Here is a 14,731-nt window from a genome sequence, read left to right as displayed (position 1 = left end):
TTGTCGAGGGTCAGAGGGGGTGGGCGTCGGGGCGGCCCAGGCCGGGCCGGACGACGATGTGCGGTGAGGACGGTCCGGAGCCGGACGCGAGCCGGGTGAGCATGTCGCCCGCCTCGTCGAGGGGGACGTCGACGGTGGGCACGTGCTCCAGCCCCGACGTGCCGTCGGCCAGGGAGGCGATGGCACGGTCGATCGCCTCCGGGGGACGGCCGCGGACCGCGGTCAGCGTCAGACAGCGGCGGATCATCGCCGCGGAGTCGGCCGGGACGGCGGCCGGCTGCTTCGGGGTGGTCAGCACCAGGCGGCCGCCGTGTCCCAGCAGGTCCACGGCGACGTCGACCACGCCCGGGTCGGAGCCGCTGGTGTCCACGACGAGGTCGCAGGACCCGCCGCCCAGGGCCGTCCGGACGGCCGCGCCCCAGTCCCCGGACTCCTCGGCCGTGACCGCGGTGGCGCCCAGCGCCTCGGCCATGCCCAGCCGTTCGGCGTCCCGGGGCAGGCCCACGACGACGACCTTGCCCGCCTCGCCCAGGCGGGCCGCGGCGGTCACGGCGAGGCCGTGGTAGCCGGGGCCGAGCACGACGACGTTCTCCCCGGCCGCCAGCCGGCCGGCCCGCAGGACCCAGTCCACAGCGTTGGCGTACGGCAGGACCCAGGCCGCCAGTTCCTCCGGCAGCCGCTCGGGCAGCCGGTGCAGGACGGCGTTCTCCGGAAGGAACATGAACTCGGCGTTGCCGCCGAACAGCGCGGGGTCCTCGTCGGCCGGCACCGTGCCGATCCGCCGGCCGCCGCCCCACAGGTCGGTCTGCGGGCACAGCCGGTAGGCACCCGACGCGCAGCGGGGGCACTCGCCGCAGGGCAGGTACTCCTCCACCACGACCCGGTCCCCGGGTCCGACCTTCCAGCGGTGCGCCGCCTCCGGTCCCACGGCCGCGATCCGGCCGACGACATGGTGCCCGAGCACCGTCTCGGCGGCGACTCCGCGGTGGAACAGGCCGACGTCGGTCCCGCAGATCCCGGACGCGGTGACCCGCAGCCAGCCTTCCCCCGGACCGGCGGCCCGGAGCGGGAACGTCCGCAGCTCACTGCGGGCGCCCGGCAGCGCGACGCTCGCCCGTGCCGCTTCCGGCAGCGGGGCCGTGTCGGTGTGTCCGGAGGCCGCTGAATGAGGGGCAATCGGTGGTGAACCGCCCACCTCACCCTCCTTACTATCGCTGTGCGATAACGGCTTATCGCTCTGTGATTTCGATACAGTAGGGCGGGAGACGACAGGCGTCAATGGACGGAAGTGCGGAGGAGCGGTGGCACCCTCGAAGGCGGGCGCGGACAGCGGGCGCAGGGCTCTGGAGTTGTTGTTCGCCTTCACCGAACAGCGGCCGGTGGCCACGGTCCGTCAACTGGCGGAGGACCTGGGCATTCCCGTGCCCACGGCCCACCGTTACGTGGCGCTGCTGCGCGACATGGGCCTGATCGAGGAGGGCGACCGGGGGCAGTACCACCTCACGATGCGGGTCGCGGCGCTGGGGCGTGCCGCCCGGCGGGCGACTCCGCTGGTGGACGTGGCCGAGCCGTTCATGCGGGAGCTGTCGGAGAGCACGCAGGAGACGGTGATTCTCAGCCGGCTGGTGCACGGACTGCCGGTGTGCATCCATCGCGTGGAGAGCCTGCGTCCGTTCCGGCTGTCGTTCGAGCCGGGGCAGCGGCTCCCCGCCCTGCGGGGCGCCAGCGTGCGCCTGCTGCTCGGCGACCTGTCCGTCGCGGAGCGCCGGCGCCACATCGACCAGGCCCTCGCCGTCGGCGAACTCCCCCCGGTCAACGGCCCCGAGGCGTTCCTCTCCGAGATCGACCACGCGGTACGGCAGGGCTGGGAGGTGAGCCGCGAGGAGATCGACGAGGGCGTCTGGGCGGCGTCCGCCCCGGTCAAGGAGGGGTCGCAGATCGTGGCGGCACTGTCGGCCCCGTGCCCTGCGTTCCGCCTCGACGAGGAGCAGCGGGAGTCGATCATCGAGCAGGTGGTGCAGACGGCGGACCGGATCTCGCAGGCGCTGAGCACGTGAGAGGGCGCCACGGGGGCACGGGCCCCGCCCGGGCGGGGCGTCGGCGACGGTCGCGGGGCACGGCGAGCCGGGCGGGCCGACACCGACGTGGTAGGCGCCGGGAGTTGAGCCCGGACCGGACCGACCCACCGTCACCAAGGAAGCCGGCGCGGGCCGCGCGGCACGGCGAGCCGGCAAAGTGGACCGAAGCCGACGCGGTGGGCGCCGAGGGCTGAGCCCCGACCAACCCCACCGGCGCCCAGGGGACCGACGCGGGCCGCCGGAGCCGGGCCCCCGCCAACCGGACGGACACGGACCTCCGGGGTACCGCAGCTCCCACCGACCGGACCGGCACGAGCCGCCGACGCCGACGCCGAACGCACTCGTTGGGCCGGCACGTCCTGCCGAGGCTGACCACGCCCGACAACCGGCGCCACCGCCGGAGTCGAGCGGTCCTGTCGGCCTGACCGGCGCGCGCCGCAGAACCCGCCCACCGGGCCGGTACGAGCCACCCGAGAGGCGCGTGACCCCCGCGGGACGACAGACGCCCCGCGATACGCCCAGCCCAGGCACGCTGACGCACCGCAAGACCCCGCCCCGTAGACCCCGGACGGCGGCACCACCGACTCGGCGCGCCGGGCCGCCGGGCAACGGGGCCGCCGGCCGGAGCGCCGCCAGGCCGACACCGGGCCGCCCGAGGAGCGCGAAACCCGCTCACGGCGGCCGACGCCCCGCGCGACACGCCGCAGACACAGGCACGCTGACGCACCGCAAGACCCCGCCCCGTAGACCCCGGACGGCGGCACCACCGACTCGGCGCGCCGGGGCGCATGGACGCAGGACGCCGAACCTCACAGCATGCGGCCGATCCTCTCCGCGTGGTCCCGGAGTACGGGCAGGAACTGGTCGTACATCTCCTGCAGTGAGATCCGTGCCGTGAAGGCACTCACGCTCAGTGCCGCCCGGATCTCGCCCTCCGCGTCCCTCACCGGCGTCGCCATCGAGCGCATGCCGAGTTCCAGTTCCTCGTCGGTGACGGCGGCGCCTCCCTCACGGACGGCCAGTACCTGGCGCCTGATCTCCTCGACGTCGACGAGCGACTTGGGCGTACGGGCCTGGGGCCGGCAGTCCGCCAGGTACGCGTCCAGTTCCGCGTCCGGCAGGGCCGCCAGCAGGACCCTGCCGGTCGCCGAGCCGCAGGCGGCGAGGCGGGTGCCGACCCGGACGCCCGCGGACACGACCCGCTCGGTCTCCGCCCTGGCCACGAACACCGCCGCCCCGTCGTCGTACACGGCGAGCGAGACCGACTCCCCCAACGCCTCGCGCGCGGACACCAGATGGGGCTGCGCGAGACGGGGCAGCGGGTCGGTGCGCGCGTAGGACTGGCCGAGCCTCGCCATCCGCGGGGTGGGGCGGAAGTGCTTTCCGTCGTGCGCGAGATAGCCGAGCTCGGTCAGCGTCAGCAGACAGCGGCGCGCGGTGGCGCGCGTCAGCCCCGTGGCCTGGGCCGCCTCCGAGACCGTCAGCTGGGCACGCGAGCGCCCGAACGCCTCGATGACAGCGAGCCCTTTGGCCAGCCCGGCCATGCCCTCCGGAGCGCGCGGACGCGGATCACTTCCCTCCGGAACCTTGACAGCACTCCCCGTAGTCGGCTTACCTGTTCGCGTATTGGTCATGCGTTCGTTATACGAACAAATCCCGGAGCTGTCAACGCCCGGGACATGGCACCCCGCGTCGAGCACGCCCGGTCCGCCGCGACCGCGGCGGACCGGATGAGACCGGAAGAAGGAGCAACCTTGACGAGCACCCTGCCCGAAAGCTCCGCGAAGACGGAGCAGGGCCGCCCGGAGTGGCCCGAGGAGCTCACGCGCGTCCCGTACTGGGTCTTCCAGCGCCAGGACGTGTACCGGGAGGAGCAGCAGAACCTGTTCCGCGGCCCCTACTGGAGCTACCTCTGCCTGGAGGCCGAGGTCCCGCAGCCCGGTGACTACCGGACGACGTTCGTCGGGGACACCCCCGTCATCGTGTGCCGCGACGAGGACGGCGAGCTCTACGGCTTCGAGAACCGCTGCGCCCACCGCGGCGCCCTGCTCGCCCTGGACGACCGCGGCAGCAACGCCAAGGACTTCACCTGCGTCTACCACGCCTGGAGCTACAGCCTCCAGGGTGATCTGACCGGTGTCGCCTTCAAGGACGGCATCAAGGGCCAGGGCGGCATGCCGAAGTACTTCTGCCTGGAGGACCACGGCCCGCGCAAGCTACGCCTCGCCGTCCTGCACGGTCTGGTCTTCGGCAGCTTCGACGAGGACGTGCCCGACATCGAGGAGTACCTCGGCGACGAGATCCTCAGCCGGATCGAGCGGGTGCTCGGCGGCCGCACCCCGGTCGTCCTCGGCCGCTTCACCCAGCTGCTGCCGAACAACTGGAAGCTCTACATGGAGAACGTCAAGGACTCCTACCACGCGAGCATCCTGCACCTGTTCTTCACCACGTTCGGCATCAACCGCCTCGGCCAGCGCGGCGGGATCATCGTCAGCGAGAGCGGCGCCCACCACGTCAGCTACTCCGCCATCGACCGCGAGGCGGAGCTGGAGGCCGGCTACTCCGACCAGAACATCCGGTCCGACAGCGACTACTCGCTCGCCGACCCCTCGCTCCTCGACGGGTTCAGCGAGGTGGGCGACGACACCACCCTGCAGATCCTCTCCGTCTTCCCGGGCTTCGTCCTCCAGCAGATCCAGAACTCCGTGGCGGTCCGCCAGATCCTGCCCCGCGGCGTCGAGTCCACCCGGCTGAACTGGACCTACCTCGGCTTCGAGGAGGACACCCCGGAGCAGCGCACCGTGCGGCTCAAGCAGGCCAACCTGGTCGGCCCCGCCGGTTACATCTCGATGGAGGACGGCTGCGTGGGCGGCTTCGTCCAGCGCGGGATCGCCGGCGCCTCCGACGAGGAGGCCGTGCTGGAGATGGGCGGCGCGTCGGCCGCTTCCAGCGAGAGCCGGGTCACCGAGGCGTCCGTCCGCGGCTTCTGGAAGGCGTACCGCGAAGGCATGCACCTGCGACAGGAGAAGGACAAGTGACCGTGACCGTGGACGCCTTCCGGCTCATCAGCCGCGCCCAGGGCGAGTACGCCCGCTGCATCGACGACGGCCGTATGGAGGACTGGCCCGGGTTCTTCGAGGAGGACTGCCACTACCGCATCACCACGGCCGCGAACCACAGCGAGGGGCTGCAGGCCGGCGTGATCTGGGCCGACAACCGCCGCATGCTCAGCGACCGGGTCTCCGCCCTGCTCGAGGCCAACATCTACGAGGCGCACACCTACCGGCACATCCTCGGCCAGCCCGCGATCCTGGAGGAGTCGGACGAGGGCGCGCGCAGCGAGACCGGCTTCCTCGTCGTGCGCGTCATGCGCGACGGCAGCTCCGACATCTTCGCCACCGGGCGCTACCTGGACCGTTACCGGTTCGACGGGGACCGGGCGCGTCTCGCCGAGCGGGTCGTGGTCTGCGACAGCTCCACCATCGACACCCTGCTGGCGCTGCCGCTGTGACCCCCTCGGACACGACACCGCCCGGCCGCATCCTCGTCACGATCGGGGACCCCAACGGCGTCGGGCCGGAGGTCGCCGTGAAGGCCTGCCAGGCGCTGGCGGACGACCCCGACCCCGGACTCCGGCCCGTGCTCGTGGGGGACGCCCTGGTCGTGCGGCACTACGCGGACCGGGCCGGCCTCACCGTCCGCGAGACGGACGGCACCGACGAGCCGCGGGAGGGGACGGTGGACCTCATCCACGTGCCGGCCCTCCACCCGCAGGCGTTCCGGCCCGGGACGGTCCACGCGGCGGCCGGCGCGGCGACCGTGACCTACCTGGGCGAAGCGGTCAGGGCGGTCCAGGAGGGGCGTGGGCGGGGCATCGTCGGATGCCCCCACTCGGAGACGGCGATCCGGGCCGCGTCCATCGCGTTCTCCGGGTATCCCTCCCTGCTGGCCCGGCTCAGCGGCAAACACCCGGACCTGGTGTTCCTGATGCTGGTGGGCGGAGGCCTGCGGATCGTCCACGCGACGCTCCACGAACGGCTGGTGGACGCGGTGTCCCGGCTGACGCCGGAGCTGGTGGAGGGCGCGGGACGGGCGGCGGTGGACTTCCTGGCCTCGACCGGGGTCGAGTCGCCGAGGATCGCCGTGTTCGGGATCAACCCGCACGCGGGCGAGGACGGGCTGTTCGGCGACGACGACCAGCGGATCACCGTTCCCGCCGTGAAGCGTCTGCGGGACGCGGGCATCGACGCCGACGGCCCGGTCGGCGCCGACATCGTGCTCGGCCACCGGACCGGCGCGGGGCGGTACGACGCCTTCGTCGCCATGTACCACGACCAGGGCCACATCCCGGTGAAGCTGCTCGCCGGGCGTACGGCCGCGGCCGTGTCCGTCGGCGGAGGCATCGCCTTCTCCAGCGTGGGGCACGGCACGGCCTTCGACATCGCGGGGCGCGGGGTCGCCGACCCGGCGGCGGTGATCCAGGCCGTCCGCCTCGTCGGCTCGGCGACGCCGGCCCTCCCGCACGTTCGTCCCGTAAAGGAACACCCATGACCCATCAGGTGGATGTGGCCGGCACCGGCATCAGCTTCCCCTGCGAGCCGGACGAGACCGTGCTCGACGCCGCCGAACGCGCCGGATACGCGATCCCGTACTCGTGCCGTAAGGGCGTCTGTTCGACCTGCGAGGGCGGGCTGACGTCGGGGCGGGCGCAGGTGCGCGGGCGGGGAACCGTCGAGGGCCCGGCGGAGGGCGTCCTGCTGTGCCAGGCGCGCCCCTGCTCGGACCTCGGCATCGCGCCCCGGCGTATCACCGAGCGGGGCGCCCCTGTCCGTCAGACGGTGACGGTGAAGGTCCATCGCGTCACCCGTCCCGCGGCGGACGTGGTGGCCCTCCAGCTGAGGCTGCCGACAGGCCGGCGCGCCAAGTTCACGGCAGGGCAGTACCTGAAGGTTGTCCTTCCGGACGGTGACAGCCGCAACTATTCGATGGCCAACCCCCCGCACCAGAACGACAGCGTGCACCTGCACGTCCGGGTGGTACCCGGCGGCCGGTTCTCGGAAGGCGTCGTCGCGGATCTCGCGAAGGGCGACCAGCTCATCGTCGAACTGCCCTACGGGGAGTTCACCGTCGACGACGGGTCCGACCGGCCGGCGATCGTCGTGGCCACCGGCACGGGCTTCGCCCCGGTGAAGTCCGTCGTGGAGGACCACATCCGGCGCCGCGTCGACCGCCCGCTGCACCTGTACTGGGGAGGGCGCAGGGAAGAGGACCTCTACCTGCGCGACCTCGCCGAGGGCTGGTCGGCCCGCCTGCCGTGGTTCTCCTTCACGCCCGTCCTCTCGGACGCGGGGCCCGGCTGGTCCGGCCGTACGGGCTGGGTCCACCGGGCGGTCCTGGAGGACCATCCGGATCTGAGCGGCCACGAGGTGTACGCCTGCGGCAGCCCGATGATGACGGACGCCGCCCGCAAGGACTTCGTCGAGCACGGAGGCCTGGACCCGGAGCGCTTCCACTGCGACGCCTTCGTCCCGTCCGGCGAGCCCGCGGTACCGGTGGCCTGACCGCCCCCGCCGAACGGCGCCGCGCCCCCGCACCGAGCGGGGCGGCGGCGCCGTTCACCTCCCCCTTCCCCCCCCAGCCACCCCCCGCGTCGCACCCGCATCGCACCCGTACCGTCCCCGTACGGGCGTCCCGGCCCGAATCGAGGCACTCATGTCTCAGCAACTCCTGCGACTGCACCTCCCGGACTTCGTCGACGAACGCCGCATGACCCCCTACCAGTTCAGGGTGGTCGCCCTGTGCGGTCTCGTCATGTTCATCGACGGCTTCGACACCCAAGCCATCAGCTACATGGCCCCTCACATCGCGGACGAGTGGGGGCTGTCCCAGAACGCGCTCGGACCGATGTTCTCGGCCGCGCTGGTCGGCCTGATGGTCGGCTACATGGCCCTGTCCCCGCTGTCGGACCGGTTCGGCCACAAACGTCTCGTCATCGCCGCCACAGCCGTCTTCGGCCTGACCACGCTGGCCGCCCTGTGGGCGGACAACGTCACCGAGCTCGTCCTGCTGCGCTTCGTCACCGGCATGGGGCTCGGCGCGGCCGCCCCGAGCGCCGTGGCTCTCACCGGCGAGTTCAGTCCGAAGCGACTGCGGGCCACCTTCGTGCTCGCCATCTACTGCGGCTTCTCCGTCGGCTTCGTCGTCGCCGGGCTCGCCGCGGGATGGCTCATCGAGGACCACGGCTGGCGTTCGCTGCTGTGGGTCGGGGCAGCGGCGCCCATCCTGCTGATCCCGTTCCTGGTCCGCTGGCTGCCCGAGTCCCCGGTCTTCATGATCCGGCGGAACACCGCCCCGGAGCGCGTCTACGCCGTCTTCCGCCGGATCGACGGCACACTCCCGCCGTCCCTGCCCGAGCAGAAGGAACCCGTCTTCAGCGTCGAGGAGAGCGACAGCGGCGAACGCACCGCGCTGAGCAGCCTGTTCACCCGCAAGTGGCTGTGGGGCACCGTGCTGCTGTGGGTGGTCTTCATGATCAACCTGGCCGAGTTCTACGCCCTGCAGAGCTGGCTCCCCAGCATCATGACCGACCTCGGCCACCCGATGAACGTGGTCGTCGCCGCCACCACGCTGACCACGGTGGGCGGCATCGCCGCCGCGTTCGTCACCGGCCCGTCCATGGACCGGCTGGGGCCCTACCGCACGCTGGCCGTCCTCTACCTGGTGGGCTTCGGCTGCCTGGCCCTGACCGGCGTCGCCTTCCACGCGCCCCTGTGGGTGCTGCTGACGGCGAACTTCTTCGCCGGCTGCTGCGTCAGCGGCGGCCAGAAGAGCCTGATCGCACTGGCGGCCGTCTTCTACCCGGCCCGGATGCGCTCCACCGGCGTCGGCTGGGCGCTGGGCGTCGGACGGGTCGGCGGCATCCTCGGACCGATCCTGGTCGGAGCGGCGCTCACCCTGAACTGGTCGCCGAGCACCGTGTTCTACGCGATGGCCGTGCCGATGCTGGCCGCCGGCGTCACGGTGGCGCTGCTCGGCATGCGCTACGGCCCCTCACGACAGGACGCCGACCGGACCGGTCCGGCCCCGGACACGGAAGCGCCGTCGCTCAGCCACGGCGGCGGACCGGCCGTGGGTCCCGGGCCCTCGGTCTGAGTCCCTCGCGGCGCCCTGACCTCCACGCGGTGGCGGGGCGCCGCCGTCATCACATCGTCCACCGACCAGCCACCGATGAGAGGGGACACCCGGGTGGGCACCTCCGCCTTCGACAGAGACCGGCGTCCGGTTCCGCGGACCTTCGGTCTCACGCTGACGCTCTCGATGGGCGCCGGCCCACTCGCCCTGTACGCCCTCACCGCGACAGCTCCCCTGGTGACCGCGGACCTCGGCATCGGCGGGGCCCAGCTCGGGGTGCTCCCCGCGACGGCCTTCGCGCTCGCGGCGCTGGTGTCCCCCTTCGCGGGGCGGTACACGGACCGGCTGAGCGGAAGGGTGGTGCTCGCCGCCCTGTTCACGGGGGCGTGCCTGGCTCTCGTCGGTGTCGCGGCGGCTCCCTCGTACGGCTGGCTGCTGGTGGCCGTGGCGCTCAGCGGGGCGACGCAGGCCCTGTCCAACCCCGTGACCAACCAGCTCATCGCGGCGCACGTGTCGCAGGGGCAGCGGGGCGGGCTGATGGGCGTCAAGCAGTCCGGCGTCCAGATGAGCCAGTTCGGGGCCGGTCTTCTCCTGCCGAGCGTCGCCCTGTGGTGGGGCTGGCGCGGCGCCGCCCTGGCCGCCGCGGTGGTCGCCGTGGCGGGGCTGGTCATGGTGCGGAGCGCGGTGCCGGCCGTGCCGCCGAGCCCTTCCCGGGGTGCGGGACACCGGCTCGCGGACCTTCCGTCCGGGGTGTGGTGGCTCACCGGTTACGCCCTCGCGTCCGGCGCCGCGATTCAGGCCACCAACGTCTACCTGCCGCTCTACGCCTTCGAACGGCTGGAGATGCCCGTGCGGGCGGCCGGTCTGACCGTCGCCGTGGCCGGCGGGGTGGGCCTGGTGGCCCGTATCGCCTGGGGGCGCTCGGCGGACCGTGTGCGCAACCCGTACCCGTTGCTGGCCGTCCTGGCCTCCGTGTCCGCGCTCGCCGTCGGCGGCCTCCTGCTGGCCGGCACCCTGGACGCGCCCGCGCTGGTGTGGGCCGGCGCCGCGTTGTTCGGGGCGAGCGGCATCGCCGCCAATGTGGTGATCATGCTGGCCCTGGTGCGGACGACGCCCCTGAAGGTCGTGGGCTCGGCGTCCGGGGTGCTGGCCGTCGGCCTCTATCTCGGTTTCGCCCTCGGCCCGGTGTGCTTCGGCCTGCTCGCCGACGCCGCCGGCTCCTACGGGTCCGCCTGGGCCGGAGTGCTCGCCGCCAACGTCGTGGCGGCGGGAGTGGCGTTCGCCGGACGTCGTGTCCATCGTCCGGAGCGTCGCACCCCGGCCGACGGGACGGCGCCGCCCGGCACGGCATGAGCGGCGGTCAGGGGTGTGCGACCAGATCGTCCGCCGGCGAGCGGAGTTCGTCGGCGGCGTCGGTCACGCGCTGGATGAGGGAGAAGAACAGGGTCCGTTCCTCGGCGGAGAGCGGTGCCAGAAAGACCTGGTTCATCCGAGCGGTGCGCACGGTCAGCTTGCGGTGGGCCCGCAGGCCCTCGTCGGTCAGGCGCAGGAGGTAGCGCCGGCCGTCCTGCGGGTCGCGGACCTTGTCGAGGTACCCGCGCCGGATGAGGCGGCTGACGACCTCCGCGATGGTCGAGCGGTCGAGTCCGACGCGCTCCCCCACCGTGCGCTGGTCGAGGCCGGGTTCGGCGACGAGCGTGTTGAGGACGGCGAACTGCGGCGAGGTGATCTCCTCGGAGACCATCGTGTTCCACAGCAGGTGGTGCGCCTGCTGGAGCCGCCGGGCGAGGTGCCCCGGGTGGGAGTTCAGGTCCACCGCTGCCATCTGCGCTCCTCGAATCAGGTGTCCGTGCCGTCCCCTGCGGACCGCTCTGTGCACTGAACGATAACAGGCGGGCCCAACACCCCCTTCGGGTGCACTTCCGTGCCCTGAACAGCCTGTCTCGGAGGCCTTGACGGTACTCACCAAGAAGTGGGAGCGTACGAGAACCTCACCAGAACAGTCAGTGCACTGATCGATTCCAGATACTCAGCGCACTGACGATTGCTGCGACAAGAGATGAGGCTGTACCGATGAACAAGGTGGTGCCGACAGCCGCCGAGGCCGTGGCGGACGTGCCGGAGGGCGCGACGCTGGCGGTCGGCGGATTCGGGCTGAGCGGCGTGCCGAACGTGCTGATCCAGGCGCTGTACGAGCGCGGCGTCGGCGGACTGGGCGTGGTGTCCAACAACTGCGGGGCGATGGACTCGGGCCTCGCGGTGCTGCTGGCGGCCGGCAGGATCGCCCGCGTGACCGGGTCCTACATCGGGGCCAACAAGGAGTTCGCACGGCAGTACCTGGCCGGCGAGCTGGAGGTCGAGCTGATCCCGCAGGGCACGCTGGCCGAGCGGCTCCGCGCCGGCGGGGCGGGGATCCCCGCCTTCTACACCCCGGCCGGCGTGGGCACCCAGGTCGCCGACGGCGGGCTGCCGTGGCGCTACGACGGCGACGGCGGGGTGGCGCTGGCCTCGCCGCCCAAGGAGGTCCGCGCGTTCGACGGGACCGAGTACGTGCTGGAGCGCGGCATCCGCACGGACTTCGCCCTGGTACGGGCCGCGAAGGGCGACCGGCACGGCAACCTCGTGTTCGCCAAGTCCTCGCGCAACTTCAACCCGCTGGCCGCGATGGCCGGGCGCGTGACGATCGCCGAGGTCGAGGAGCTCGTCGAACCCGGCGCCATCGACCCGGACGCGGTGCACCTGCCGGGCATCTTCGTGCAGCGGGTGGTCGCGCTCACCCCGGAGCAGGCGGCGGACAAGCGGATCGAGCGGCGCACGGTCACGGCGCCCGCGGCACGAGGGACGGTGAACGGCTGATGGCCTGGACACGTGAGGAGATGGCCGCCCGCGCGGCCCGCGAGCTGAAGGACGGCCAGTACGTCAATCTGGGCATCGGTCTGCCGACGCTGATCCCCAACCATCTCCCGCCGGGCGTCGAGGTGATCCTCGAGTCGGAGAACGGCATCCTGGGCACCGGTCCGTACCCGACGGAGGACCAGGTCGACCCGGACCTGATCAACGCCGGCAAGGAGACCGTCACGGTCCTGCCGGGCGCGTCCTTCTTCGACTCGTCCCTGTCGTTCGCGATGATCCGCGGCGGGCACATCGACGTCGCCGTGCTCGGCGCCATGCAGGTCTCCGAGAAGGGGGACCTGGCGAACTGGGCCGTCCCCGGCAAGATGATCACCGGTATCGGGGGCGCCATGGACCTGGTGCACGGCGCCCGGACCGTCGTCGCCGTCATGACGCACACCGCGAAGGACGGTTCGCCGAAGATCCTGTCCGCGTGCACGCTGCCGCTGACGGGCAAGGCGTGCGTGGACCGGATCATCACCGATCTCGGGGTGCTGGACGTGACGCCCGACGGGCTGACCCTCGTCGAGACGGCACCGGGCGTCACCGTCGAGGAGATCGCCGCGAGGACCGCCGCCCGGATCCGCGTCGCGGAAGAACTCGAGCAGCTCACCGAGGAGATCGCGTCATGAGTCTGCGTGACGTCTACGTCGTCGATGCCGTCCGCACCCCGATCGGCCGCTACAACGGCGCCCTGGCCTCGGTCCGCCCGGACGACCTGGCCGCCCATGTCCTCCGCGAACTCCTCGCACGTACGCCCGATCTGGACCCCGCGCGCATCGAGGACGTCTTCTTCGGCAACGCCAACGGCGCCGGCGAGGAGAACCGCAACGTCGCCCGCATGGCCGCCCTGCTGGCCGGCCTGCCCACCTCCGTGCCCGGTGCGACCGTCAACCGGCTGTGCGCCTCCGGTCTGGAGGCCGTGATCCAGGCCGCCCGCGCCATCGCCTGCGGCGACGCCCATGTCGCCCTCGCCGGCGGCGTGGAGTCGATGACGCGCGCCCCGTACGTCCTGCCCAAGAACGACAGGCCGTTCCCGGCCGGGCACACCGAGCTGTACTCCACCACCCTGGGCTGGCGGATGATCAACCCCGCGATGCCGCCGCAGTGGACGATCCCGCTCGGCGAATCGGCCGAACTCATCGCCGACAAGCACAAGATCAGCCGCGAGCAGCAGGACGAGTTCGCCCTGAACTCCCACCGGAAGGCGGCCGCGGCGCAGGCGGAGGGGCTGTTCGACGCGGAACTCGCTCCCGTGCCCGTGCCGCGGCGCAAGGGCGACCCGGTGCTCCACGCGGCAGACGAGTGCGTCCGCCCCGACGCCTCCCTGGAGAAGATGGCCGGGCTCAGGCCGGCCTTCCGCAAGGAGAACGGCACGGTGACGGCGGGCAACGCCTCACCGCTCAACGACGGCGCCGCGGCCCTGCTCCTGGCCGACGAGGAAGGGCTGAAGGCGACCGGCCGCGAACCGCTGGCACGGATCTCCGCGACCGGCGTGCACGCCCTCGACCCCGACTACTTCGGGCTCGCCCCCGTCGAGGCCGTCAACCGGGCGCTGGCGAAGGCGGGCAGGTCCTTCGCCGATCTGGACGTGCTGGAGCTGAACGAGGCGTTCGCCGCGCAGGTGCTCGGCTGTGTGGCCGAGTGGCCGGAGTTCGACCCGTCGGTCCTCAACCCGCAGGGCGGCGCCATCGCTCTCGGACACCCCCTCGGCGCCTCGGGCGCCCGCCTGGCCGGCACCGTCGCCCACCAGCTGGCGCGCAAGGGCGGCGGCACCGGTGTCGCCACCCTCTGCATCGGCGTCGGCCAGGGCCTCGCTCTCGTCCTCGAACGATAGGAAGCGCACAGGTATCCCCATGACTCTCACCCAGCAGGACATCGACCGGGAGATCGCGGCCGAGCACGCCGCGTACGAGAAGCGCGTCGCCGACGGCGCCCCGGCCGAGCACCATCCGCGCCGCGACTACGCGCCCTACCGCTCCTCGCTGCTGCGCCACCCGAAGCGGCCGCTCGTCGCCGTCGACCTGAGCAAGGACCCGGAGGCGGTGGAGCTGCACTCCCCCGCCTTCGGCGAGCGGGACATCACCGAGATCGACAACGACCTCACCCGGCAGCACGCCGGGGAGCCGATCGGCGAGCGCATCACCGTCTCGGGCCGGCTCCTCGACCGCGACGGGCGTCCGGTCCGCGGCCAGCTCATCGAGATATGGCAGGCCAACTCGGCGGGCCGCTACGCGCACCAGCGGGAACAGCACGACGCGCCGCTCGACCCGAACTTCACCGGGGTGGGCCGCACCCTCAGCGACGACGAGGGCCGCTACCACTTCACCACGATCCAGCCGGGCCCCTACCCCTGGCGCCAGCACCTCAACGCCTGGCGGCCCGCCCACATCCACTTCTCCGTCTTCGGCACAGCGTTCACCCAGCGGCTGGTGACGCAGATGTACTTCCCCAGCGACCCCCTCTTCCCGTACGACCCGATCATCCAGTCGGTGACGGACGACGCCGCGCGGCAGCGGCTGGTCGCGACGTACGACCACAGCCTGTCGGTGCCGGAGTTCTCCATGGGGTACCACTGGGACATCGTGCTCGACGGCCCCCGGGCCACCTGGATGGAAGAGGGGCGCTGA

Annotated in this window: 14 protein-coding genes; 11 read left to right on the top strand and 3 right to left on the bottom strand. The window is 72.5% G+C overall.

The window, feature by feature from the left end; translation table 11 throughout:
- Window positions 1-10: 10 nt before the first annotated feature.
- The gene (locus tag ACQY0Z_RS28230; protein ID WP_254586314.1) at window positions 11-1,195 is read right to left on the bottom strand and encodes a zinc-dependent alcohol dehydrogenase; all 1,185 of its coding nucleotides are present in this window, start codon (window positions 1,193-1,195) and stop codon (window positions 11-13) included.
- 106 nt (window positions 1,196-1,301) lie between these two features.
- Between ACQY0Z_RS28230 and ACQY0Z_RS28225 the strand changes: the two genes are divergently transcribed.
- On the top strand, window positions 1,302-2,057 hold the full coding sequence (locus ACQY0Z_RS28225) for an IclR family transcriptional regulator (protein ID WP_254586315.1): 756 nt from the start codon (window positions 1,302-1,304) through the stop codon (window positions 2,055-2,057).
- 830 nt (window positions 2,058-2,887) lie between these two features.
- Here ACQY0Z_RS28225 and ACQY0Z_RS28220 read toward each other — a convergent pair.
- Window positions 2,888-3,622, bottom strand: a complete 735-nt coding sequence (locus ACQY0Z_RS28220) for an IclR family transcriptional regulator domain-containing protein (protein WP_189903074.1) — start codon at window positions 3,620-3,622, stop codon at window positions 2,888-2,890.
- Window positions 3,623-3,832: 210 nt separating this feature from the next.
- Here ACQY0Z_RS28220 and ACQY0Z_RS28215 point away from each other — a divergent pair, with 210 nt between their 5' ends.
- From ACQY0Z_RS28215 to ACQY0Z_RS28190, 6 genes are all read left to right on the top strand, one after another.
- A complete protein-coding gene (locus ACQY0Z_RS28215) occupies window positions 3,833-5,116 on the top strand; it encodes an aromatic ring-hydroxylating dioxygenase subunit alpha (RefSeq protein ID WP_254586316.1) in 1,284 nt (427 codons plus the stop codon).
- Window positions 5,113-5,589, top strand: coding sequence for an aromatic-ring-hydroxylating dioxygenase subunit beta (locus ACQY0Z_RS28210; RefSeq protein ID WP_198427680.1), 477 nt, complete (start codon window positions 5,113-5,115; stop codon window positions 5,587-5,589). Before ACQY0Z_RS28215 ends, ACQY0Z_RS28210 begins: the two co-directional genes overlap by 4 nt.
- A complete protein-coding gene (locus ACQY0Z_RS28205; protein WP_254586318.1) occupies window positions 5,586-6,629 on the top strand; it encodes a PdxA family dehydrogenase in 1,044 nt (347 codons plus the stop codon). The genes ACQY0Z_RS28210 and ACQY0Z_RS28205 overlap by 4 nt, the downstream gene beginning before the upstream one ends.
- The gene (locus ACQY0Z_RS28200) at window positions 6,626-7,639 is read left to right on the top strand and encodes a 2Fe-2S iron-sulfur cluster-binding protein (protein WP_189903070.1); all 1,014 of its coding nucleotides are present in this window, start codon (window positions 6,626-6,628) and stop codon (window positions 7,637-7,639) included. Before ACQY0Z_RS28205 ends, ACQY0Z_RS28200 begins: the two co-directional genes overlap by 4 nt.
- 151 nt (window positions 7,640-7,790) lie before the next feature.
- Window positions 7,791-9,230, top strand: a complete 1,440-nt coding sequence (locus ACQY0Z_RS28195) for an MFS transporter (RefSeq protein ID WP_439813024.1) — start codon at window positions 7,791-7,793, stop codon at window positions 9,228-9,230.
- A gap of 165 nt (window positions 9,231-9,395) precedes the next feature.
- On the top strand, window positions 9,396-10,562 hold the full coding sequence (locus ACQY0Z_RS28190; protein WP_439813023.1) for an MFS transporter: 1,167 nt from the start codon (window positions 9,396-9,398) through the stop codon (window positions 10,560-10,562).
- 7 nt (window positions 10,563-10,569) lie between these two features.
- Here the strand turns inward: ACQY0Z_RS28190 and ACQY0Z_RS28185 are convergent, their stop codons facing one another.
- Entirely contained in the window at window positions 10,570-11,034 is a 465-nt protein-coding gene (locus ACQY0Z_RS28185; RefSeq protein ID WP_189903064.1) for a MarR family winged helix-turn-helix transcriptional regulator, read from the bottom strand.
- A 248-nt stretch (window positions 11,035-11,282) separates the two neighbouring features.
- Between ACQY0Z_RS28185 and ACQY0Z_RS28180 the strand changes: the two genes are divergently transcribed.
- The 4 genes from ACQY0Z_RS28180 to pcaH are packed head-to-tail and all read left to right on the top strand — an operon-like array spanning window position 11,283 to window position 14,731.
- Entirely contained in the window at window positions 11,283-12,065 is a 783-nt protein-coding gene (locus ACQY0Z_RS28180) for a 3-oxoacid CoA-transferase subunit A (protein WP_161108811.1), read from the top strand.
- Window positions 12,065-12,733, top strand: coding sequence for a CoA transferase subunit B (locus ACQY0Z_RS28175; RefSeq protein ID WP_254586889.1), 669 nt, complete (start codon window positions 12,065-12,067; stop codon window positions 12,731-12,733). The genes ACQY0Z_RS28180 and ACQY0Z_RS28175 overlap by 1 nt, the downstream gene beginning before the upstream one ends.
- A 2-nt stretch (window positions 12,734-12,735) precedes the next feature.
- Entirely contained in the window at window positions 12,736-13,938 is a 1,203-nt protein-coding gene (locus tag ACQY0Z_RS28170; RefSeq protein ID WP_254586906.1) for a thiolase family protein, read from the top strand.
- 19 nt (window positions 13,939-13,957) lie between these two features.
- Window positions 13,958-14,731 carry a protocatechuate 3,4-dioxygenase subunit beta gene (pcaH, locus tag ACQY0Z_RS28165; RefSeq protein ID WP_189903058.1) on the top strand — a complete coding sequence of 258 codons (774 nt, stop codon included), beginning with the start codon at window positions 13,958-13,960 and terminating at the stop codon, window positions 14,729-14,731.

Origin of the sequence: Streptomyces sp. P9-2, from assembly GCF_051903975.1 — a bacterium.
Lineage (GTDB): Bacteria > Actinomycetota > Actinomycetes > Streptomycetales > Streptomycetaceae > Streptomyces > Streptomyces cellulosae.
This window is presented reverse-complemented; position numbering and strand designations above follow the sequence as displayed.